The organism is Alteromonas sp. AWJ4_199, assembly GCF_056159165.1.
On the sequence record NZ_JBSWUR010000001.1, the window covers coordinates 1,171,072 to 1,193,159 of the forward strand.

The window sequence follows — 22,088 nt, forward strand, 5'->3', positions numbered from 1 at the left end:
AAGCCCTATTTAGACCGTTAATTTACACTAATTGACTAAAAGAATTGATAGACTAAGGCTACTGACGTTTCAGTACTTAACGCCGCAACGTCTTCAGGCGTGTCGGTTTCATGGTTCAATATAAAAGATAGCTTCATCGCTAAAGAGCCAAATACATTAGCTGAAAGCGAGGTTTCAGAACGGGACTTGGTATTTTCTTCACCAGCTTCTGTGCTCAGAAATTGACGCAGTTTGGCACCCGAGCTCCAGTGATATTTGTACTCGGCTGATGCGCGTACTATTACCCCGTCGTTAACAAGATTATCGCTGTCTTCTTCTGCTTCGATAAAGGTGTAACCTGGCCCTACACTATAACGAAACTCACTGTCTTCGTTTCGCCAAACGCGTTGTGACCAACCCGCGGCTAATGAAGCCCTGTGCTCATACCCTGTAAATTTATCGTCTTCGTAATCGCCATACATGAAAAGGCGGCGGCCAGGCGTAAGCAGTTTATAGTCGAATTGTGCGCTGGTAAAAAAGCGCTGTGCGCTTATGTCGCGCTGCGTGGTAGGCGTACCGCTTTCTTTGTACAGCAGCTCAGCAAAATAAATGCTGCTCCAGTTTTCAGTTTCATGGTCGGCATTCACTGCCGCTTTCACGCTGGCTGCAGATGTGTTGCCGGTATTAATTAAAACACCGAGCTCTCCGTCTAATGTAAAACGCGGTATTTCATCATCGGCATCGGGAGTGAAGTCTGCATGATAAAGCGTTTCAATGAGATCCCTCGCGTTTGCAGATAAACACACGCCAATACAAATGGCACCTACAACAACACGTGGCCGGAAGAGTTTTCTGAACATAATCTGGTTTTACGTCGAGCTTTATAGTTATTAGATTACGTCTAATTGAGACGCTTAAAATACCAATCCTATGGCGGAGCTTTGCTATGTTCTGCGATGTAGAGTACCTTACCGCATTAGTGCACTGAAAGCTCAGTGAATAAGCGACACAATTTTTGCTGTTTCTTGTTCAGCATATTCAATTGAGTTACTTATCACTTCCATGTCGAGACTTACTGTATTGGCTATTTCTGGTGTAAAAAGTTCAATGTCAGCATAATTTTCTTTATCAAGTTGACTAAGCGTTATACGACTAGCAATTGCAAGAACACATATATCAACATCAGAAGTATATTTTGCTTCATCGTTCATAAATGATACGGGATAAAAAAGACCAATAGGTAAGTGCCATTTTTCAAGTATGATACCGCTGCAATGCGCAAACGTAAAACCGAAATGAGCCAGTTGTTCAATATGTGGCAAGTCGCTCTTTTTCGCATTGCGGTAATCGTCATAAAGCTTAGGCTCTTTCTTCGCAACTATGAGTTCGCTCAGGTTTTGCAAAATACCCATCACGAAAAAGCGTTCGGCGCCACGTACATTCAGCCGCATGGCTAGACTCTTCGCCACCATCCCGCAATAAACAGAAGCATGCCAATGCTTGTCTAAATCAATTAGCAGTGTATCGAAGTGCTTAAAGGCAGTGGTTGCAGTTTCAGCAATAACCAAATTATAAAGGGCCTCGCCACCAATCACATTTATGGCTTTTGTTACAGATTCAATTTGAGAGGGGAAACGAAAAAGCGAACTATTGGCCAGGCGTAACACCTTAGCAGTTAGAGAGGGGTCGGCACTAACTAATACAGCAATCTCTTCGATACTAGAACGAGGATCATCTAGCGTTGAACGCAAGCGAACGCATATATCGGGTAACGTAAACGATTTCGCAGCATATGAAACATACTTATCTAACGGCATCAAAAAATTCTCTAACTTTTTTAACTTCTTTCAGGCGGCTCATTGAAAAGAGAAAACTGTTCGGTTGACTCTTCACTTTTAAGCTCTTGCGCTTTGCGTAACTTCGCCATTACTGCTTTTTCACGTCTTACACACGCACTGATTATTTTTCGTTTTGTCGCATCATCAACTTTAAGCCAATAGAGGCGTTCATCTCGACTTCTGTAACAGCCTTTACAAAACCCTCTTGGACCCGACTCGCAGACACCAATACATGGGCTTGGAATCTCGAAAAACTCAAGCTGTTGGGACTGCGCTTTAGGGTCCTTCATTCCAGGCTTGCCACCTTAATCATTAAGCGTTAAGCGCTGAAGTACTCAGCACTTCTTTAAATTAAAACGTATACCCGCAAATCTAGCCACTAGACATTAGCAGTAATATAATACATAAAGTGCACAAATGCGTGAATTTGCCGTGTCTACATGGCGGTCTTAGCATAGCATGAATATCAATCTACAAGAGTATATTCGATGGTAGAAACCACGCGCACTTTCTTTATGTGTGGATGATGACCGTCGCGACTAGAAATACTGAACTGCCCTTGGTTAGCGCGCTTAATTTTGCCCAACGTACTTTTTGAATCTTTGGCAAATTTTTCCGCAACCTCTCTCGCATTGAGCGTCGCTTCTTCTATCATTTCCGGCTTTACTTCGTTTAAGCGGGTAAATACATAGTCGGGCTGAGCGCGATAGCTTTGATCTGATAATACAATACCAGTTTTAATTAACTCCCCAATTTGCTGCATAAGCGCTCGCACCTTTTCAACATCATTTGAAAAGACAGTAACGGTTTGAATGGCACTGTAGCGAAATGGCGCTTTTTCACTACTTCCATATTGTTGCGCCAATTTGTCATTTATTTCAGGCTTTCCAATAGTAATGCTTTCTGCTGAAATACCCTTCTCTTCTAAAAAGTTAGCCACCTGAAGGCTATTCTTTTCGATATGTTCATACAGTTGAGGTAAGTCATTGCCCGCGTCGACAAATTGAATAGGCCAAATAACCTGATCAGCAATGTATTCTCGCTCTGACAATCCTTTTACGGTTACTACTCTATCCCACGTTTGCATATCGTTCATGGCAGAAGACACCTGAACACCAAGCAAAGACACAGCAACCACCATGCCCATTGCCATTACTATCGCCGCACCTAATTTCATTCGAATCTCCATTCTGTCTGTTTTCAACAGGATACAAGCGAATATAAGCTTTTCGGTTTCACAAAACGACACAAATGCTGACCAAAGGTGGCAAAAAAAAGGCCACTCAAATGAGTGGCCTAAAGAGCCCCTTAAGAGGGCAACGCTTGGGTAGACGGGAGAGTTAACCTTTACGTTTTAGCAAATAGTAAAATACGGGAGTAAGAATTAAGCCGAAGAAAGTGACGCCTATCATTCCAGAGAATACGGCCACGCCCATGGCTTGACGCATTTCTGCACCCGCGCCAGTAGAGATAACCATAGGTAATACCCCCATGATAAAGGCAATTGATGTCATCAAAATCGGACGTAAACGTAAGCGGCTTGCCTCTTTAATTGCCGCAAGCGCATCCATGCCGCTGTCCTGCAGCTCTTTAGCAAACTCGACAATAAGGATGGCGTTCTTTGTAGCAAGGCCGACCAATACAATTAGACCAATTTGGGTGAAGATATTGTTGTCACCACCGTAAATCTGAACACCAATAAGGGCGCTCAATAAGGTCATAGGAACTATCAGTATAATTGCCAGTGGTAAACGAAGGCTTTCATACTGTGCAGCTAGTACTAAGAACACAAGAAGCACAACCAGTGGAAATACAAACGCTGATGCATTACCGGCTAATATTTGCTGGTAGGTCAACTCTGTCCACTCGTAGGTCATGCCAAGTGGCAAGGTTTCAGCCAATATCTCTTCGATAGCCGCTTTCGCTTGGTCTGACGAATAGCCAGGCGCAGGAGCACCGTTAATTTCGGCGGTAACGTAGCCATTGTAGTGCATCACTCGGTCTGGACCGGCGCTATGTTGAACGTCTAGGAATGAACCTAACGGTATCATTTCACCTTGGCTATTTCTGATTTTGAACTGGGTTATGTCCCCTATCTCTTGACGATATTGAGCATCAGCCTGCACGTTCACTTGGTATGTTCTGCCAAACAAGTTGAAGTCATTTACATAAAGGGAACCCAAGTAAGCTTGCATCGTGGTAAATAACGTATCGATGTTTACCCCTTGGCTTACTGCTTTTTCACGATCTACGTCTACATCAAGTTGTGGCACGGCTACGGTGAAGCTTGTAAATGAACCTGTTAGCGCTGGGTGCGCCCAGGCTTTACCAATCACTTCTTGGGTTACACGCTCTAGCTCTTCAAAACCTAAATTCCCTCTATCTTCCACTTGCAAGCGGAAGCCACCAATAGTGCCTAGCCCCATCACCGGAGGCGGCGGGAAAATAGCGACATAAGCCCCTTTGATCGAACCAAACTGCTGATTGAGTTTTGCAGCAATAGCGCCAGCAGATAACTCTGGTGACTGTCTTTCACTAAAAGGCTTAAGCGGCGTAAATAAAATTCCAGAACTTGGACTATTAGTAAAACCGTTAATATTTAAGCCAGGAAACGCTACGGCATCTGACACGCCTGGGTGTTCCATCGCAATGCGAGACATTTCACGGATCACCTCTTCCGTTCTGTCTAAACTCGCTGCATTAGGAAGTTGCGCAAAAGCCACCAAATACTGCTTATCTTGACCTGGAACATAACCCGTAGGTGTAGTGGCAAACTGGTTATAAGTAAGCGCAATAAGGCCTGCATATAACACCAGTACAATGCCGCTTTTGCGAATTAAGCCGCCAACCGCACCTGTGTATTGTTTCGAACCACGATCAAATACCCGGTTAAATGGCGCAAATACAAAGCGACCAAACACCTTATCCATACCGCGAGTAAGCCAATCATTTGCTTTACCGTGAGGCTTCAATAGTAGAGCAGATAAAGCAGGGCTTAATGTTAACGAGTTAATTGCAGATATTACCGTTGAAATAGTGATAGTAAGTGCAAACTGTTTATAGAATTGCCCGGTTAAGCCGCTCATGAAAGCCGTTGGTATAAATACGGCAGCCAAAACCAGCGTGGTAGCAATAATCGGCCCCGTCACTTCTTTCATTGCTTGGACAGTAGCGTCAAATGGCGATTTACCTTCAGCAATATTTCGCTCTACGTTTTCCACTACAACGATGGCATCGTCTACAACAATACCAATAGCTAACACTAAGCCAAATAAAGACAGCGCATTAAGAGAAAAACCCATTAACTGCATAAAGGCGAATGTTCCTACCAGTGAAATAGGTACTGCCACTAGTGGAATAATGGATGCTCGCCAAGTTTGAAGAAATAGCACAACCACTAGAACAACAAGTAATACCGCTTCTAAAAGCGTGTTTACCACGGCTTCAATCGAGCCTCTTACAAACACGGTAGGATCGTAAACAATGTCGTACTCTAAGCCATCGGGAAACATCTTTGAAAGCTCTGCCATGCGCGCTCTTACATCATCCGATATTTGAATAGCGTTTGAGCCTGGGGCTTGGAATATTGGAATTGCCGCAGCTGGGTTATTATTTAATAGCGAACGTAACGCATAATTGTTCGCCCCTAGCTCAACGCGAGCCACGTCTTTAAGTCGGGTAATCTCGCCATTTTCGCCAGACTTAACGATGATATTTTCAAATTCGGCTTCGTCTTTTAGACGACCACGAACATTAATAAGTAGCTGAAATTCACTGCTGCCTGTTGGCTGCGCACCAAGGCTACCTGCCGCAGCCTGCTGGTTCTGATCGGCAATAGCCGCTGCTACATCACCAGGGTTTAATTGAAGCGATGCAAGCTTGTTAGGGTCTAGCCATACTCGCATGCTGAACTCGCCTGCACCGAACAGGCGTACCTGCCCCACTCCATTTATGCGAGCTAATTCGTCTTTAACAAACTGATCGGCATAGTTTGAAAGATACAGCATGTCATAACGTTTATCAGGCGACGTTAAATGCACCACCATGGTTAAATCTGGCGAGGACTTTTCGGTAACCACACCTAGGCGCTGCACTTCTTGAGGTAAACGTGGCGTAGCGCGATTAACACGGTTTTGTACCAGCGTTGTAGCTTCGTCTGGGTCTGTACCAATCGCGAAGGTAACAGTTAGCGTCATACGCCCATCACTGGTAGCTTGAGAAGACATATACAGCATATCTTCAACACCGTTAATTTCTTGTTCTAACGGCGTGGCGACTGTTTCAGCAATAACTTCAGGGTTTGCACCAGGATAATTCGCAGTTACCACCACGGTAGGCGGCACTACTTCAGGGTATTCAGTGATAGGCAGTTGCCAAACAGCGATGGCACCACCGATAAAAATAAGTAGGGAAAGCACGCCCGCAAAAATCGGGCGGCTAATGAAAAACTGCGAGATATTCATTACTTAAGACCTGCTGTTGCTGTACCTGAGGTAAATGAACCACCAGATAAAACATCTTCAACCTGCGCCATGCTTTGGGTTATTTGAGTAGCGTTATCGACCTTTGATTGCCAATCAGATAGGTTTGCAAGTGCATCTTCATCACCCATGGGGACTTTATTTGCGGCAACTTGTGCACCAGGGCGCACACGCTGTAGGCCATCAACCACAATAGTGTCGTTAGCGTTTAGGCCACTTGTAATAATGCGCATGCTGCCCACTTTGTCACCCAGCTTCACTGCGCGATATTCCACTTTACTTTCGTCGTTTACAACCAGTACAAACTTATTATTCAGATCTGTGCCAATAGCTTTTTCTTTAATAAGAATGCCCTGTTCTTCGGTGTCACCTGCTAATTTTAAATGTGCAAATAAGCCAGGAATTAAACGCCCTTCTTCGTTATTAAACACAGCTCGAACGCGAAGCGTGCCAGTGCTACCGTTAACTTGGTTGTCGATAAAATCGATTTGCCCCCAGTGGTTGTAGTCAGACTCGTTAGCAAGGCGCATCGCTACTGGCTGGTCGCTTACCGCCCTCGAGGCGCTTTTATCGCTATTAACGTAATTCAGGTAAGTCTGCTCATCTATATCGAAATAAGCATATAAACGGTCAGTGGAGACAATACGGGTTAGTTCTGTTTGCCCTGCAGTCACAAAGTTACCCTCTGTAATATTGGCACGGGATACACGTCCAGAGATTGGCGCTTCAACACGGGCGAAACCGCGATTTAAGCGAGCTACTTCAAGTGCGGCTTGTGTTTGGTTTAAGCTTGCTAGTGCTTGATTTTTTTCTGCTAGGCGAGCGTCAAGCACTTCTTCAGATACCGCTTGTGTTTTGCGCAGTTTGAATGCGCGGCTGTAGTTTTGCTCCGCCAACTGAACGCGACTTTTGGCTTCTTCAAGTTGAGCAGTTAAGCGGTTCACTTCAGCTTTAAATGCACGGTTATCGATTAAGAATAAGGTTTGCCCTTGTTCAACGTATTCACCTTCATCAAACGCGACAAAATCGATATAGCCCGACACGCGAGGTCGAAGTGCAACGATGTGCGGCGATTCTAAACGCCCTGTGAAATTATCCCACTCGGTTAAACGCTGAGTCACCACGGTAGCCACATCAACTGGAACACCGGCATTTGAACCAGCGCTCATTGATTGACTTGGATCCTGCTCGTCACCTCCGCATGCAGCGACTAGCGCAGTTAGGCTGACTATTGCCAATAAACGGGTAAAAGTTTTCATCGCAAGATTCTCTAAAAAGTTAGACTAAAGTTTGATGCCGCGCATTATGCACACCCTCAAACAATAAAAATAATTATCTTTTTATATGAAACACATCACATTATGTTATATATTTAAATTTGAGCTTATTAAGAAAAAAGCGGAGAGAACGATGCGTCCACATGATTTAAATTTATTAATGATTTTTGATGCCATCATGACTGAGGGTGCCATTACCCGAGCAGCTGACAGGTTATCAATGACGCAACCTGCGGTCTCTAATGCATTGTCTCGCATGCGCACTGCCTGGAACGACGAGCTATTCGTGAAAGACGGCCGTGGTATTCAGCCTACCTCTTTTGCTAAAAACTTGTGGAGTCAGATTCAAGGCCCGTTAGGCGAACTTGAAGTTGCCGTAAACCCGACTGACTTTAACCCCGCAACGGCAAAGCGGACTTTTCGTATTGCAGCCACAGACAGCATTGTATCTATGGTATGGGGGCCGCTTCGCAAAGTCATTGAGAATGAGGCTCCTGGTATTAATATCCATGCTATTCCTAATTACGATATGGAAACGGATAAAATACTTAAAGATGCTGAAGCTGAACTGACCTTCTCTAAACACCAAGAGCCTGGCTCTGTAATTCGCTCTGAACATGTGCTTGACCCTAGCTGGGTGGTGGTAATGCGTCCCGATCATCCATTGGCAAAATCACAATTATCGTTGGAAGACTTCGTAGCAGCAGATCACTTGCTAGTGTCAGTGACAGGCGATGTGACAGGCCCAACAGATCAGGCGCTCGCTAATTTGGGCCTCAAGCGCCGCGTTGCCATGTCAGTAAACCAATTTTACAACGCTACCCCGCTATTAAAAGAGAGTAACCTTATTTGTGTTGCGCCTTCATTGGTCATGGAAAAGGAAATTTTCTCGGGTGAGTTAGCGGTATTTGAAACGCCTGTGGAAATTATTAGCTCACCTTTGTCTATAATGTGGCATAAACGCCAAGACCAAGACGCTGGCTTGCAGTGGCTTAGGAGCTTAGTTGTTAAATTTGTTCGTGAGCGTGTTCAGCGCCACGAGATGCTGCTGTCTCAGTGCTGCCGCAAAGCATATTGTGCCGATACGGTTAAACGCTTTATGGACCAGCGTAATATGGATTGTGAAGAGTTCACGCCTGCGCACTTAAAAACACCGAGCAACGATGAAGAAGCAAAAATCATAGCAGGAAAAGAAACAGCATAATTGAAAGAGCTGTATTACCAGAAGTTCTATCTCTACATTGATTGGTAAGAAATAATACAAACGCTATCGATAGATAGCGTTTGTATTGTAATGTCTAACTTTATTTTTTCAGTTTGAAACGACGTGTTAGTGCTAACAAACAAAGTCCAAATAAACCTATTGAAGACGGTGTAGGAACAGTTGTCGAATCATCATCATCCGGTAAGTCTATAGTAGCCAAAGAACCCGCCATTACATAAGCATAGTCAACAGACACACTTTCACCAGCCAACAAATCACCCAAATTGAAAGCGATTCCGATTCCATCATCACCGGTTGAACTATCGCCCAAGTTTCCACCAGCAAGGTAGGTAAGGGGATCAAAAACACTACAACATGCGCCTACGATACCTGTATTTTGTGTAAACGAGGTGTTTGCAAACAAGCCCAGAGGGGTGCCACTAACAGAACCTAAAGAACCAACAAAGTTCTCTACGGCCACATCACCAGAATCAAGCGCATCACCATCGTTGTTATTGTCGATGCCACGTTGATTGTTAGTCGCTGACGTTCCATGCGCCCTTGAATCAGGATCCGGGTCGATTGCACGAGCGAACAACAGGTCGGTAATATCAACAAGCGCTTCAATCGTAGTTTTGATATTCACTCGTTCTTCATCATCGTTAAAGAAAAAGTCGTGTACGATATTGATTACGCTATTAGTACCACTCCAACGAACGTGATTATCAAAAGAAGAGCCGGGAGTCATGTCCGTAAGCGAGACGAGAGAAAAATCATCACCACTTGTAACATCACCAGAAGCTGAGTTGCTATTACCTAGTAACCCAGAAGAGCCGGCTACAGTATTGTAGCGAATACCAAAAGCTTCGTGGGGAGTGCCTGGCGCTAAGTAGTCAAAATTCGAATCAAAATTACCTAGCCCTGTACTATCATAAACAAGCCCAGGGTTGAAGCCGCGATTACCTAGGGTACCATCATTACTTACTTGAGTAAGAACATAATCTCCCGTCATGATTATGTTCGCCGATGCGGTGCCGGTAACGGCTAAAGCTACCCCTAAACTGCTTGCTAACAAAATATTTTTCATAATTTACGTCCTCACTGTCTTAAATTTACTGCCTTGTTAAATACTTTAAGATTTTTTGTTAGCAAAAAAAGCGCCACTCCCCCAATCCATTGATACTAAAACAAAAAACCAGAGAGGAAATAAAAAAACACTGGCAAGTGTAAGAAATTTGGACACCTACTCATCTGTATCTAGCGAGCAACCAAGCGCATCTAACCATGCGAGAGCATCATCTTCAGAATCACTGAAATAGCATGCTAAGTTCGCGGCTGCATATATGCGTTCAAACTGACTTTTAACCAAAGCGGGTATGTCAGCATTGCTAGTAACAAAAGCACAAGCTTGCAAGCCATATTGTTTTCTAAGGCGCACAGATTCAATTAAAGCTTTTTCAGCATCTGGCGTTAAAATACCGACACCTTGTACGAAAATCAAAAATCCCCAAGGCTGTCCACCTAGAGGTAAAGCGAGTTTTTTGACATCTTCGTGATAGTGTTGAAAAAGCGCTTTTGTTACTACTCCCTTTCCGTCTAGGCGAATTATGTTTCCCTTAAGTTCAACGCTGTATTCACCAAACTTCGATTGTACTTTGATTGGATCTTTAATCTTTACTGACATCTACCACCACTTCGAAATTCCTGCGCCTAACTTATATTTTCGAATTGAGCTTTGAAGTAAAAGTGTAGTACAAAAAACCCGCTTAAAAAGCGGGTTTTTAAAGTGACTTAAAAAGAAGCTAGCTTACTTCTTTTTCTTCGCTTTCGGGTTTGGCAGGTCAGTTATACTTCCTTCGAAGATTTCAGACGCAAGACCAATAGACTCGTTAAGCGTTGGGTGAGCATGGATAGTCAATGCTACGTCTTCAGCATCAGCACCCATCTCAATAGCTAGGCCGATTTCGCCAAGCATTTCGCCCGCGTTGGTACCTACCATAGCACCACCGATTACGCGGCCCGTTTCTTTTTCGAAAATCATCTTAGTCATACCGTTAGTGGCATCAGATGCAATTGCACGGCCTGAAGCAGCCCATGGGAAGGTGGCTGTTTCATAGCTTACGCCCTGCTCTTTCGCTTCTTTTTCAGTTAGACCAACCCAAGCAACTTCTGGCTCAGTGTACGCTACTGAAGGAATAGCACGTGGGTCGAAGTAATGCTTCTGTCCAGCAATAACTTCTGCTGCAACGTGACCTTCGTGAACCGCTTTGTGCGCAAGCATTGGCTGACCTACAAGGTCACCGATTGCGAAGATGTGGTCAACGTTAGTACGCATTTGCTTATCAACGTTGATGAAGCCACGCTCGTCAACGTTTACGCCAGCCGCATCTGCGCCAACTAGCTTACCGTTTGGCTTACGACCAACAGCGACAAGTACTTTGTCGTAGCGTACTGGCTCAGCAGGTGCGTTCTTGCCTTCAAACGTTACGTACAAGCCATCGTCTTTAGCTTCAACCGCAGTCACTTTGGTTTCAAGCATAATGTTAAACTTGTCTTTGTAGTCTTTCATGAATACTTTCATGATGTCTTTGTCAGCTGCTGGAATTAGCTGATCTAAGAATTCAACTACATCGATGTTCGAACCAAGTGCTTCGTACACAGTACCCATTTCTAGACCAATGATACCACCGCCTAGTACTAGCATTTTCTCTGGAATGTCTTTCATTTCCAGTGCGCCAGTTGAGTCAATTACGCGGTCATCTTCTGGGATGAACGGTAGGCTTACTGGCTCAGAACCCGCAGCAATAATCGCTTTTTCAAAAGTAATAGTAGTAACGTCGTCACCATTTTTTACTTCTAGGGTGTTTGCGCCTGTAAATTTACCAAAGCCTTGTACATGCTTGGTTTTACGCATTTTAGACATGCCGCTAAGGCCATTTGTTAATTGCTTAACAACGCCGTCTTTGTATTCGCGGATTTTATCTAAATCGATGGTAGGCTCGCCAAACGATACACCGTGGCTAGCAAGGTGCTTCGCTTCTTTCATCACTTTAGCAACGTGAAGAAGGGCTTTTGAAGGGATACAACCAACGTTAAGACAAACACCACCAAGCGTGTCGCGTGAGTCTACGATAACTGTTTCAATACCTAAGTCAGCCGCACGGAATGCTGCTGAATAACCGCCAGGGCCGCCGCCCAGTACCACCAATTGCGTTTTAATTTCGCTCATTGTGAACCTCAATCCTGTTCTTGTAGGGTCATGCTATTACTTTTGTGTAATAGCATAACCTAAATGCCACCAAATGGGCTTATAAAATCGTCGAAAATGTTACTGATATTGTAAACTTTTTCGACCTTTTATTTAAAGTATGATTCTGCGTAAGTCAGTTAGGTTTGCAGCAACCTCAGTAGAGAATCTTGCACCTACCGCACCATCGATTACTCGGTGGTCGTATGACAGGCTCAGCGGCACCATTAAGCGCGGCTCAAACTCTTTACCATTCCACTTAGGCTTCATCTCAGACTTAGATACACCTAATATGGCGACTTCTGGTGCATTTACAATAGGCGTAAACGCCGTACCGCCGATACCACCTAGGCTAGAGATTGTAAACGTACCGCCCTGCATGTCAGCCGCTTTAAGCTTGCCTTCACGGGCTTTCTTAGATGTTTCGATAAGCTCGCGAGAAAGCTCTTCAATACCTTTCTTATTCACGTCACGAATAACAGGTACAACAAGACCTCCCGGAGTTTCAACCGCAATACCAATGTTGATGAACTTCTTGATGATTAAGCTTTCGCCGTCGTCAGACAGTGATGAATTAAATACTTCGTATTTCTCAAGGGCTTTCGCTACCGCTTTCATTACGAATACTAATGGCGTGATCTTAAGACCAGACTTAATTTTCGCGTGGTAAGCGTTTTGCTCTTTACGGAAGTCTTCAACTTCAGTGATATCTGCTTCGTCGAACTGCGTAACGTGCGGGATAGTCGCCCAGTTACGGTGTAAGAACGGTCCAGAGATCTTTTGAATTCTAGAAAGCTTTTGCTCTTCAATCTCACCAAACTTGCTGTGGTCAACAAGTTTAACTGGCACGATTTGAAGTACGTTGTCGCCTACTGGCGCACTGCCTGAAGCTGCAGCCGTGCGAGGTTTCGCAAGCTCAGCTTTCACGTAGGCCTGAACGTCTTCTTTCAAGATACGGTTTTTAGGACCAGAGCCGCTAACTTGAGTCAGGTCTACACCGAACTCGCGAGCAATCCGGCGAACCGAAGGAGAAGCATGTGCTTTACCTGTGTTCTTGGCTTCTGGCGCTGGCGGCACAGGAGAACGGCCTTGAGAGGCTTCTTGCTGTGACGCTTGTTTGGTTTCTTGTTGCTTAGGTGCTTCTTGCTTAGGTGCTTCAGCAGGCTTTTCAGCTGCACTTGAAGACGAACCGCCGCTGGTCTCAAGCTTAACAACCAATGTACCTTGCTTAACCTTATCACCCGTCTTGATAAAGACTTCCTTGATAGTACCTGCGTGGGTTGAAGGTACATCCATGGTGGCTTTATCAGTTTCTAGCGTAATTAAGCCGTCTTCTTTCTCAACGCTATCGCCAGCTGATACAAGTACGTCGATAACGTCAACTTCACCGTCTTCACCGATATCAGGCACAGCTACTTCAATGGTTTCGCTACTTGCAGACGTCGCAGGAGCAGACTCTTGCTTTTCGCTTTCCTGCGCAGCCGGTGCAGATGCTTCTGAAGACTCGCTTGACGCCGAGCCTGAGCCCGCTACTTCAAGTTTAATAACAACTGTTCCTTCTTTCACTTTATCGCCAGTGCTGATGAATACTTCTTTCACCGTACCTGCATGTGTTGAAGGAACGTCCATGGTCGCTTTATCGGTTTCAAGCGTAATTAGTCCATCTTCTTTTTCGATGGAGTCACCCACTGAAACCAATACGTCGATTACGTCAACTTCGTCGTCAGAACCGATATCCGGTACTGCGACTTCAATGACTTCGCTACCGCCAGACGCAGCTGGTGCTGCCTCTGACTTGCTTTCTGCTTTCGGTGCTTCATCTTGCTTAGGCGCTTCTTCTTGTGAAGCGTCCTCTGAAGATGATTCTTCAGCGGTGCTCTCATCAGAACTTTTACCACCTGCAACTTTCATTTCACCAATCACATCGCCTTCTTTGATTTTATCGCCTACTGATACAGACAGGCTTACAATCTCACCTTCAAATGGTGCTGGGATGTCCATTGACGCCTTGTCACTTTCAACAGTAACAACGCCTTCATCGGCTTCAATGTTGTCGCCTACGGCAACACATAGCTCGATAACTTCAACTTCGTCACCGCCTACGTCGGGTACGATAATCTTTTGAATATCTGACATATGTAAAATACCTTATCTGGCTTACGCGTAAAGTGGGTTAAGTTTTTCAGCGTTAATATCAAAACGCTTAATGGCTTCTGCTACCACTTTCTTCTCAACGTCACCGCGCTGAGCCAATTCGTAAAGTGATGCAACCACAATGTATGACGCATTAACTTCAAAGTGAGTACGCAAGTTTTCACGGCTATCGCTTCGACCGAAACCGTCTGTACCTAGGCATCGGTATTCAGTTTCAATGAACGCGCGTACTTGGTCTGAGTAGTTCTTCACATAGTCAGTGGCAGAAATCGCAGGACCTGCATCTTTCGTAATGACCTGACCAATGTAAGGTACTTTTTGCTCAGCTTCAGGGTTTAGCATGTTCCAACGAGTTACGTCTTGACCTTCACGGGCTAGCTCGTTGAATGAAGTCACAGAGTAAACGTCAGAAGATACGTTGTAGTCTTCACACAGAATCTGTGCCGCTTTACGCACTTCGTTCAAGATAGTACCAGAGCCCATTAGCTGTACGTTAAGCTTAGACTTGTCGTTTTCAACGCGCTCAAGCTTGTAAATACCTTTAATGATTTGCTCAGCAACATCATCACCTTCTGGCATTGCAGGGTGCTGATAGTTCTCGTTCATCAACGTTAGGTAATAGAAGATATTTTCATTGTTACCATACATGCGACGCAGACCGTCTTGAACAATAACCGCTACTTCGTAACCGTACGTTGGATCGTAAGTAATACAGTTAGGAATTAGGTTCGCCTGAACGTGTGAATGACCGTCTTGGTGCTGTAGACCTTCACCATTAAGCGTAGTTCTACCCGCTGTTGCACCTAGTAAGAAACCACGTGCTTGACTATCACCCGCTGCCCATGCAAGGTCACCAACACGTTGGAAACCAAACATTGAGTAGTAAATGTAGAACGGAATAGTGGTAGCGTTACATGTTGAGTACGACGTACCTGACGCTACCCACGATGCCATTGCACCTAGTTCGTTAATACCTTCTTGCAGTACCTGACCTTTCTTATCTTCGCGATAGTAAGCGACTTGGTCGGCATCTTGAGGTACGTATTTCTGGCCTTCATTGGCGTAAATACCTACCTGACGGAACAAGCCTTCCATACCGAATGTACGGGCTTCATCAGGAATAATTGGCACAATACGCTTACCAATTTTCTTATCTTTCAATAGCGCGTTAAGTACACGCACAAAGGTCATTGTTGATGAAACTTGACGGTCACCAGAACCTTTTAAGATAGCGTCGAATGCACTTAGCTCAGGAATTTCAAGCTGTTCTTCAGCCTGTTCACGGCGAGAAGGTAAATAACCACCTAACGCTTCACGACGTGCGCGAAGGTACTTCATTTCTTCGCTGTCTTCGTCGAACTTGAAGTAAGGCAGGTCAGCAATCTTGTCGTCTGCTACTGGAATATTGAAACGGTCGCGGAACGCTTTGATGGAATCAACGTCCATTTTCTTAACGTTGTGCGCTACGTTTTGTGCTTCGCCTGATGCACCAAGACCGAAACCTTTAACCGTTTTAGCAAGAATTACTGTTGGACGACCTTTCGTATCGATTGCTTTTTGGTAAGCCGCGAATACTTTAACTGGATCGTGACCACCACGGTTTAAGCGCCAGATGTCATCATCAGACATATTTGCTACAAGCGCCGCTGTTTCAGGGTACTTGTTGAAGAAGTTCTCACGAGTGTACTTACCGCCTTTGGCTTTACAGTTCTGGTATTCACCGTCTACCGTTTCACCCATAAGCTGAATTAGCTTGCCAGATTTATCACGAGCTAATAGCTCATCCCAGTAGCTACCCCAGATTACTTTCACTACTTCCCAGCCTGCGCCACGGAACGTACCTTCAAGTTCTTGGATAATTTTGCCATTACCACGTACCGGCCCGTCTAGGCGCTGCAGGTTACAGTTGATAACGAACGTTAGGTTATCTAGGCCTTCACGAGATGCTAGACCGATTGCACCCAAGCTCTCTGGCTCATCACACTCACCGTCACCCATGTAGCAGTATACGCGCTGACCTGAACAGTCTTTAATACCACGGTTAGTTAGGTACTTAAGGAAGCGCGCTGTGTAGATAGCTTGAAGTGGACCAAGACCCATAGATACGGTTGGGAACTGCCAATAATCTTTCATCAAGTGAGGGTGTGGGTAAGACGACAGACCATCGCCAGCACACTCTTGACGGAAGTTGTTTAACTGCTCTTCAGTTAGGTTGCCTTCCATGAAAGAACGCGCATAGATACCCGGAGAAATATGGCCCTGTGCAAAAATAAAATCGCCGCCTTGATTCTCGTTAGGCGCTTTAAAGAAGTGGTTAAAGCCTACATCGTAAAGCATAGCCGATGATGCGAAACTACCAATGTGGCCACCAAGCTCTAGGTCTTTTTTCGATGCACGCAATACAATCATCAATGCGTTCCAACGAATCGCTGCACGGATGCGCGCTTCGATGGTCAAGTCACCAGGCATTTTTGGTTCTTGTGCTGCAGGGATAGTATTGATGTAGGCAGTAGTAGCGTCATACGGTAAATGCGCTCCGCTGCGACGTGCTTTATCAATAAGCTTTTCGAGTAAATAGTGGGCGCGTTCTACGCCTTCCTCTTCTAAAACCGACTCAAGCGCATCAATCCACTCTTTAGTTTCTTGAGGATCTACATCTTGGTGCATCATATCAGACATGGTGCCATCCTATTTTTTGCTTATATAGAAAATCCTCCCTTAGCATTGCCTTTGTCTTAAAGGCGCTAAAAGAAGGAAAACTAAATTACGTTGTACTCACAGTGACCCAATCTGGCTCACCTGCTTTTGCAGTGGCACAGGAAAAACCTGACCAGCCTCTGCGAATGAATAGCTATCTCGCCCTTTTACTAAATAATCCAAGGCGAAAAAACTAAATCTCTAATCGTCGCAATGCGCGTTGTACACGGGTATCACGTTGATTAATGGTTAATAGCGTTTTTTCAATAAACGCCAAATGCGTATTACATGCCTGACGCGCAGCTTCAGGATCGCGAGAAGCTATAGCTTCTACAATTTCACGACGCTGCTTCGCAATGTCTTCCACCGCTTCAGGGTGCGCTGCCAGCATGTCAAAGTTTCGTTCAATATTGTCCACCAGCATGCTTTGCATGGTGCTCATTACGTGCAACAACACCATATTGTGTGATGCTCTTGCCATAATGATATAAAACTGCCCTAGCGCTTCTGCTTGGGCACGTTTGCTTTCGTGCGCTTTGGGCGTAGGCACATTGTTTAATGCTTGCTTTAATGCATCGTAGTCTTCAGGTTGACCACGAAGTGCCGCGTAGTACGCCGCCATCCCTTCAAGGGCATGACGAAATTCAAGCAAATCAAATTGAGTTTCAGGACGCTGGCTAACTAAGTCCATTAGGGGGTCTGTCATGGCAGAATTAAGGTTGCGATTTACAAATGTGCCGCCGCCTTGTTTACGCTCTACCAACCCACGCGCCTGCAAATTACCAATGGCTTCCCTAAGTGAAGGACGTGATACATCAAACTCAAGCGCAAGCTCTCTTTCTGGCGGTAATTTTTGGCCAGCCAATAGCGTACCGTCGAGTATCATCGACTCGAGTTGCTCGGTAATTACATCAGAGAGTTTTTTTCGCTGCTGACGCATGCGTTGCACTTATCCTTTAATTTAAACCAGCGCTGTTATAACAGCAGTGAATGTAAAAAATAATCAGAGATAATTATTTTACATTCGCAATTGGTAATACCATTTTACCTATCTAGTTTAAGGCAGATCGATTTCGAGGTAAATACTCTCAAGCATAGCAAAGACAGTGGGAATTGCCGCGTGTTAAGCTTTATTATTGAATTTGTTAAGAAAAGTGTTTATGTCCGAACTGGTCTGATGAGAAGCAAGGTGGGATATTAGTTATGCGAAGCGTCTGATCTACATACAATTAATAAATAGACCAAACGCCTTTCTAAACCATGTAGCTTAGTAAATGTTAAAAATATTGATTATGCCAAGCTGCCTACAAGGGTTAGCGCTGCCGTTATAACAAGTAGAAAAATAACATTACGTTTTGCTAACTTTACTAGCACTTGGGGTTCAACTGCTGCATTTTCAGCCTGCAACTGCTGTTCATCAGGGGTTAACACCTCGGCTTTAGCAGAAATTTGTGTCAGCACGTCGTAGGCAGGTACATCGAACTGGAGCGCGTGTTTTAACCATTCAGGTAACGCTCTTGAGAAGTGACCCATCATCAGCATGCCGAAAGCGGTCACGCGAACAGGAACATAGTCGAGAGCGAACATCAACCTACCAGCAGCCGCTTTTAAAGGGTGATTAGCGTTACACAAAGCCTCAGTGGTGCTTCTACTTAGGCAGTAAAACAGTGCGCCTGGGGCGCCGAATGCAATAAACCACAGCATAACTGCAGCGTAGTGCTGGTAGTTAAGCCAAGTAAGGTGCTGGCCAAAACTTTTACCTTCAGTACCTGCACTGCCGTCGCTTTCAGTTTGACTTGCACAATGCCCCAGCTGATCGGTATACATACTACAGGCTTGCAGGTCTCCTCGGTCGGCGGCATTCAGGAAGTTTTTATAAATACTTCTTAATATCGGACAGCCAATGCATATGAACAGCACTAAACTTTGCTCTAAAAAGGTAAGGAATGCGCCAAGCAACCAGTACTCAATTATTCCTAATAGCACCGCGGGAAGTAAAAGATAGAAATAAAGTGTTGTAGATGAGACTTTTTTACTCTCCTCCTCTCCTTCATTTCCTTCTTGAAACTTAATCAACCCTTTGTCTTGAAGAAAAGCTCGATACTGAGCGGCATACTTTTCGATATGCCAATTAGATGTTTTTGTTATCAACCGTTCAAGACTTAGAACTAATAGCAAGCTCATTAACATCATAGATATTGTGTTTCCCTTTTTTATTCAGTGCGAGATAAAACAATTATTTAACTCTGGCGACGCACTTTCTGTATCTTGCCCAATCGAAAGCAACACCAGGGTCAGTTTTACGCCCCGGCGCTATATCATTATGACCTACGATACGCCCTAAAGTGATCCGAGGATAGTGTCGCGTTATGAAATCAGTGAGTTCGCCTAGTGCTTTATACTGTGCGTTCGTATAAGGCAGCGTATCAGTGCCTTCCAGTTCAATACCAATTGCATAGTCGTTACAGCGACTGCGGCCTTGACAGGTTGAAACGCCTGCATGCCATGCTCTCTGTTCAAAAGGCACAAACTGCTCTACTTCACCGGTTCGATAAATCACGCAATGGGCAGAGACCCGTAATCCCGCAATCTCTTTATAAAAAGGATGCTCATCAGGATTGAGGGTGCCGGTAAACAATTGGCGAATACCCGGCGTACCAAACTGTGAAGGCGGCAGTGAAATATTATGTATTACTAAAAGACTGACATCGGTATCGTCAGGGCGAGCATCATAATGCGGACTTGGGGTGTACTTCGCTTTGTTATAAAGCACCATAGTATTTGCTTCAGTAATTGATTTTCTGATTCATAGCCTACATTGTATATGGATATAAGTGTATAGGGCTATACATGGCATTCTAGTAAGCCAATCAGCACGTTAGCACTTTTCTTAAGAGATTACGCCAAGTAGTAAGCGACATGAAAAACGGTGCAGCACTATTATAAGAAAGGTAGAAACATGAATGAACAACAAGACCCGACAGCATCAACGGGTAAATGGATGGTAGCGCTTGCTTGGATTTGCGGCTTCGGATTACTCGTATTCGTATTCTCTGACCTATTAGAAAAACAAATAAACCCTAATAGTGAACCCACATCAGAGCGTATTGGCTCACAAACAGAAGTACGCCTTAAACAAAATCGCCAAGGGCATTATGTGACAACAGGCTATATCAACGGCGAGGAAGTGGTGTTTCTTGTGGATACGGGCGCGACAGACGTAGCTGTGCCTGCCCATTTGGCAAATAAGCTACAACTGAAGGCTGGACGTGAGGGGCTAGCCAGCACCGCCAATGGCGTAGTAAAGGTGGCCGAATCAACAATTGATACCTTGCGTATTGGCGAAATAGTGGTGCGTAATGTAGACGCAAACTTAAACCCCGGTATGCAAGATGACCATATATTGCTTGGAATGAGTGTTCTTCGCCAATTAGAGTTTACTCAGCGCGGAGATTGGTTAATATTGCGTACCCTTTAAGTAGACCATAACACAGATCATAGCGATGAAGATGACATCACCAGACATGCAAGCAATTCGAGAGCAAGTATCCAACGCGCTTGTTGAAGATCTTGGCGGCGAATTAAATGCCGCAAACGACATTACCGCGAACCTGATAGATGAAAGCGTTAATGCAAAAGCTACTATTATTACCCGCGAGCCTTGCGTGGTTTGTGGAATAGCGTGGGCAAACCAAGCGTTTGCGCTTATTGACGAGTCTGTGTCATTAACTTGGCATGTAAAAGATGGCGACAAGGTTGAGGCTGACACGGTATTAGTTAGTTTAGAAGGTTCTGCGCGCGCAATATTGACTGCCGAGCGTACCGCACTTAACTTCCTACAAACCTTGTCAGCGACCGCTACCGTTACTGCATTTTACGCCAAGTGTTTAGCGAGCTCTAACACCAAAATTTTAGACACCCGCAAAACTTTACCCGGTCTGCGCTATGCACAGAAATACGCGGTGCGTTGCGGTGGTGGCCAAAACCATCGTGTAGGTTTGTTCGATGCATTCTTAATTAAAGAAAACCACATTTTTTCGTGCGGAAGTATTGAGAAAGCCGTTAGCCGCGCAAAAGCCATGATGCCGGGCAAGCCAGTTGAAGTAGAAGTTGAAAATATTGCAGAATTTGAACAAGCGCTTTCAGCAGGCGCCGACATCGTCATGCTAGACAACTTTTCTAACGAACAGATCCAACAGGCAGTAGCGCTTAATAAAGGCCAATGTAAACTGGAAGTATCAGGAAACATTACTGATGAACGACTAACCAGTTTAAGTACGTTAGGCGTAGATTATATTTCATCAGGCGCTCTGACCAAGCATGTTCAAGCAATAGATTTATCTTTACGCATTGAATTAAAACCCTAGAACTACTGTGAAAATGGGGAAGTTTGGTCCAAGCATGAGTTGAAATTCTGATAAGTTGCAAACGAATTCTGTCTTCCCACAGATTAATAACCTGTGTATAGTAGTTGATACGTTGATAAGTGACTAACTTTTATACCAAAGTTCAACTAACAAGAACTGCCAACCCCTACAGGAACGTGGCATAATAAAGAAGTCAGACCTAGGTATACTTTTAGATACTTGTTAGCGACAGAGAAAATTCTATAATAATTCTCGAGTACCAGGGGCGTTTTAAGGACGACTCGGGTATAAACGTAAACTTAAATTATTTTTAAACTTAACGTGATATACACGTCCCGGAGTTAAACCATGATGAACATGAAAAATAACAACCAAAAGGGTTTCACCCTTATCGAACTAATGATTGTTGTAGCAATCATCGGTATTCTTGCTGCAATTGCATTGCCTGCATATCAGACTTACACGAAGAAGTCTAAGTTTGCCGAAGTAGTGATGGCGACGACAACATTCAAATCTGCATTTGAAGTAGGCGCTCAAACTGGTGAAATTACTGCTCTTACCGATGCAAACGTTAAAGTGAACGGATTTCCAGACAAAGTTGACAATTCTGCTAACGCAGATAGCATCGCCAAAGAAGTCACAATCGTAAATGGTGTTATAACTGCGACTGGGAGCGCTGAGGTTGACGGTTTAACATACACGCTTACACCCAACGGTGTTACACCACCTATCACTTGGGCTAAAGGCGGTACTTGTGTAGCCGCAGGAGTGTGTTAACGAGAGATCGTATCATCTTTAAGGGAAGTGCGAATGCACTTCCCTTTTTCAGTCAAGGAGTATAAAA

At 44.6% G+C, this 22,088-nt stretch carries 18 protein-coding genes; 4 read left to right on the plus strand and 14 right to left on the minus strand.

The features are described 5' to 3' along the window. Positions 1 to 35: 35 nt before the first annotated feature. The 6 genes from ACXAER_RS05115 to ACXAER_RS05140 all read right to left on the minus strand — a co-directional run bounded on the left by ACXAER_RS05115 (position 36) and on the right by ACXAER_RS05140 (position 7,557). A complete protein-coding gene (locus ACXAER_RS05115; RefSeq protein ID WP_474827229.1) occupies positions 36 to 839 on the minus strand; it encodes a DUF481 domain-containing protein in 804 nt (267 codons plus the stop codon). A gap of 132 nt (positions 840 to 971) precedes the next feature. Further along, positions 972 to 1,796, minus strand: a complete 825-nt coding sequence (locus tag ACXAER_RS05120; protein ID WP_474827231.1) for an HDOD domain-containing protein — start codon at positions 1,794 to 1,796, stop codon at positions 972 to 974. Positions 1,797 to 1,816: 20 nt separating this feature from the next. Then, positions 1,817 to 2,107 carry a DUF1289 domain-containing protein gene (locus ACXAER_RS05125; RefSeq protein WP_474827233.1) on the minus strand — a complete coding sequence of 97 codons (291 nt, stop codon included), beginning with the start codon at positions 2,105 to 2,107 and terminating at the stop codon, positions 1,817 to 1,819. Between the two features lie 176 nt (positions 2,108 to 2,283). Then, positions 2,284 to 2,994: an SIMPL domain-containing protein gene (locus tag ACXAER_RS05130; protein ID WP_474827234.1), complete on the minus strand. Its 711-nt coding sequence runs from the start codon at positions 2,992 to 2,994 to the stop codon at positions 2,284 to 2,286. Between the two features lie 163 nt (positions 2,995 to 3,157). Beyond that, entirely contained in the window at positions 3,158 to 6,280 is a 3,123-nt protein-coding gene (locus tag ACXAER_RS05135; protein ID WP_474827236.1) for an efflux RND transporter permease subunit, read from the minus strand. Further along, entirely contained in the window at positions 6,280 to 7,557 is a 1,278-nt protein-coding gene (locus ACXAER_RS05140; RefSeq protein ID WP_474827238.1) for an efflux RND transporter periplasmic adaptor subunit, read from the minus strand. The genes ACXAER_RS05135 and ACXAER_RS05140 overlap by 1 nt, the downstream gene beginning before the upstream one ends. A gap of 151 nt (positions 7,558 to 7,708) precedes the next feature. On the opposite strand from ACXAER_RS05140, the gene ACXAER_RS05145 reads away from it, so the two are divergent. Next, entirely contained in the window at positions 7,709 to 8,779 is a 1,071-nt protein-coding gene (locus ACXAER_RS05145; RefSeq protein WP_474827240.1) for a LysR family transcriptional regulator, read from the plus strand. Positions 8,780 to 8,879: 100 nt separating this feature from the next. On the opposite strand, the gene ACXAER_RS05150 is transcribed toward ACXAER_RS05145, so the two are convergent. The 8 genes from ACXAER_RS05150 to ampD all read right to left on the minus strand — a co-directional run bounded on the left by ACXAER_RS05150 (position 8,880) and on the right by ampD (position 19,653). Further along, positions 8,880 to 9,866 (minus strand): hypothetical protein, encoded by a 987-nt coding sequence (locus tag ACXAER_RS05150; protein ID WP_474827242.1) that lies wholly within the window; start codon positions 9,864 to 9,866, stop codon positions 8,880 to 8,882. 156 nt (positions 9,867 to 10,022) lie between these two features. Further along, entirely contained in the window at positions 10,023 to 10,463 is a 441-nt protein-coding gene (locus ACXAER_RS05155; RefSeq protein ID WP_474827244.1) for a hypothetical protein, read from the minus strand. A 123-nt stretch (positions 10,464 to 10,586) separates the two neighbouring features. Further along, positions 10,587 to 12,008, minus strand: a complete 1,422-nt coding sequence (lpdA, locus tag ACXAER_RS05160; protein ID WP_014950394.1) for a dihydrolipoyl dehydrogenase — start codon at positions 12,006 to 12,008, stop codon at positions 10,587 to 10,589. Between the two features lie 132 nt (positions 12,009 to 12,140). Beyond that, positions 12,141 to 14,162 carry a pyruvate dehydrogenase complex dihydrolipoyllysine-residue acetyltransferase gene (aceF, locus tag ACXAER_RS05165; protein WP_474827246.1) on the minus strand — a complete coding sequence of 674 codons (2,022 nt, stop codon included), beginning with the start codon at positions 14,160 to 14,162 and terminating at the stop codon, positions 12,141 to 12,143. 21 nt (positions 14,163 to 14,183) lie between these two features. Continuing rightward, positions 14,184 to 16,859 (minus strand): pyruvate dehydrogenase (acetyl-transferring), homodimeric type, encoded by a 2,676-nt coding sequence (gene aceE / locus ACXAER_RS05170; protein WP_474827248.1) that lies wholly within the window; start codon positions 16,857 to 16,859, stop codon positions 14,184 to 14,186. 211 nt (positions 16,860 to 17,070) lie between these two features. Continuing rightward, on the minus strand, positions 17,071 to 17,817 hold the full coding sequence (gene pdhR / locus ACXAER_RS05175) for a pyruvate dehydrogenase complex transcriptional repressor PdhR (RefSeq protein ID WP_474827250.1): 747 nt from the start codon (positions 17,815 to 17,817) through the stop codon (positions 17,071 to 17,073). 350 nt (positions 17,818 to 18,167) lie between these two features. Beyond that, positions 18,168 to 19,070: a beta-lactamase regulator AmpE gene (ampE, locus tag ACXAER_RS05180; RefSeq protein WP_474827252.1), complete on the minus strand. Its 903-nt coding sequence runs from the start codon at positions 19,068 to 19,070 to the stop codon at positions 18,168 to 18,170. Between the two features lie 43 nt (positions 19,071 to 19,113). Beyond that, entirely contained in the window at positions 19,114 to 19,653 is a 540-nt protein-coding gene (gene ampD / locus ACXAER_RS05185) for a 1,6-anhydro-N-acetylmuramyl-L-alanine amidase AmpD (protein WP_474827254.1), read from the minus strand. Positions 19,654 to 19,836: 183 nt separating this feature from the next. Between ampD and ACXAER_RS05190 the strand changes: the two genes are divergently transcribed. The 3 genes from ACXAER_RS05190 to ACXAER_RS05200 all read left to right on the plus strand — a co-directional run bounded on the left by ACXAER_RS05190 (position 19,837) and on the right by ACXAER_RS05200 (position 22,021). Further along, positions 19,837 to 20,355 (plus strand): retropepsin-like aspartic protease family protein, encoded by a 519-nt coding sequence (locus tag ACXAER_RS05190; RefSeq protein ID WP_474827256.1) that lies wholly within the window; start codon positions 19,837 to 19,839, stop codon positions 20,353 to 20,355. A 31-nt stretch (positions 20,356 to 20,386) separates the two neighbouring features. Then, the gene (gene nadC / locus ACXAER_RS05195; RefSeq protein WP_474830506.1) at positions 20,387 to 21,244 is read left to right on the plus strand and encodes a carboxylating nicotinate-nucleotide diphosphorylase; all 858 of its coding nucleotides are present in this window, start codon (positions 20,387 to 20,389) and stop codon (positions 21,242 to 21,244) included. 357 nt (positions 21,245 to 21,601) lie between these two features. Then, positions 21,602 to 22,021, plus strand: a complete 420-nt coding sequence (locus ACXAER_RS05200) for a pilin (RefSeq protein WP_474830508.1) — start codon at positions 21,602 to 21,604, stop codon at positions 22,019 to 22,021. The last annotated feature ends 67 nt before the right edge of the window (positions 22,022 to 22,088 follow it).

Bases quoted from the DNA above. Each gene is read 5' to 3' on its own strand.
- pdhR (WP_474827250.1), bottom strand. From the start codon at position 17,817: ATGCGTCAGCAGCGAAAAAAACTCTCTGATGTAATTACCGAGCAACTC.
- ACXAER_RS05130 (WP_474827234.1), bottom strand. From the start codon at position 2,994: ATGAAATTAGGTGCGGCGATAGTAATGGCAATGGGCATGGTGGTTGCT.
- ACXAER_RS05115 (WP_474827229.1), bottom strand. From the start codon at position 839: ATGTTCAGAAAACTCTTCCGGCCACGTGTTGTTGTAGGTGCCATTTGT.
- ACXAER_RS05145 (WP_474827240.1), top strand. From the start codon at position 7,709: ATGCGTCCACATGATTTAAATTTATTAATGATTTTTGATGCCATCATG.
- aceF (WP_474827246.1), bottom strand. From the start codon at position 14,162: ATGTCAGATATTCAAAAGATTATCGTACCCGACGTAGGCGGTGACGAA.
- nadC (WP_474830506.1), top strand. From the start codon at position 20,387: ATGACATCACCAGACATGCAAGCAATTCGAGAGCAAGTATCCAACGCG.
- ACXAER_RS05155 (WP_474827244.1), bottom strand. From the start codon at position 10,463: ATGTCAGTAAAGATTAAAGATCCAATCAAAGTACAATCGAAGTTTGGT.
- ampE (WP_474827252.1), bottom strand. From the start codon at position 19,070: ATGATGTTAATGAGCTTGCTATTAGTTCTAAGTCTTGAACGGTTGATA.
- ampD (WP_474827254.1), bottom strand. From the start codon at position 19,653: ATGGTGCTTTATAACAAAGCGAAGTACACCCCAAGTCCGCATTATGAT.
- ACXAER_RS05120 (WP_474827231.1), bottom strand. From the start codon at position 1,796: ATGCCGTTAGATAAGTATGTTTCATATGCTGCGAAATCGTTTACGTTA.
- ACXAER_RS05200 (WP_474830508.1), top strand. From the start codon at position 21,602: ATGAAAAATAACAACCAAAAGGGTTTCACCCTTATCGAACTAATGATT.
- ACXAER_RS05150 (WP_474827242.1), bottom strand. From the start codon at position 9,866: ATGAAAAATATTTTGTTAGCAAGCAGTTTAGGGGTAGCTTTAGCCGTT.
- aceE (WP_474827248.1), bottom strand. From the start codon at position 16,859: ATGTCTGATATGATGCACCAAGATGTAGATCCTCAAGAAACTAAAGAG.
- ACXAER_RS05140 (WP_474827238.1), bottom strand. From the start codon at position 7,557: ATGAAAACTTTTACCCGTTTATTGGCAATAGTCAGCCTAACTGCGCTA.
- lpdA (WP_014950394.1), bottom strand. From the start codon at position 12,008: ATGAGCGAAATTAAAACGCAATTGGTGGTACTGGGCGGCGGCCCTGGC.
- ACXAER_RS05125 (WP_474827233.1), bottom strand. From the start codon at position 2,107: ATGAAGGACCCTAAAGCGCAGTCCCAACAGCTTGAGTTTTTCGAGATT.
- ACXAER_RS05135 (WP_474827236.1), bottom strand. From the start codon at position 6,280: ATGAATATCTCGCAGTTTTTCATTAGCCGCCCGATTTTTGCGGGCGTG.
- ACXAER_RS05190 (WP_474827256.1), top strand. From the start codon at position 19,837: ATGAATGAACAACAAGACCCGACAGCATCAACGGGTAAATGGATGGTA.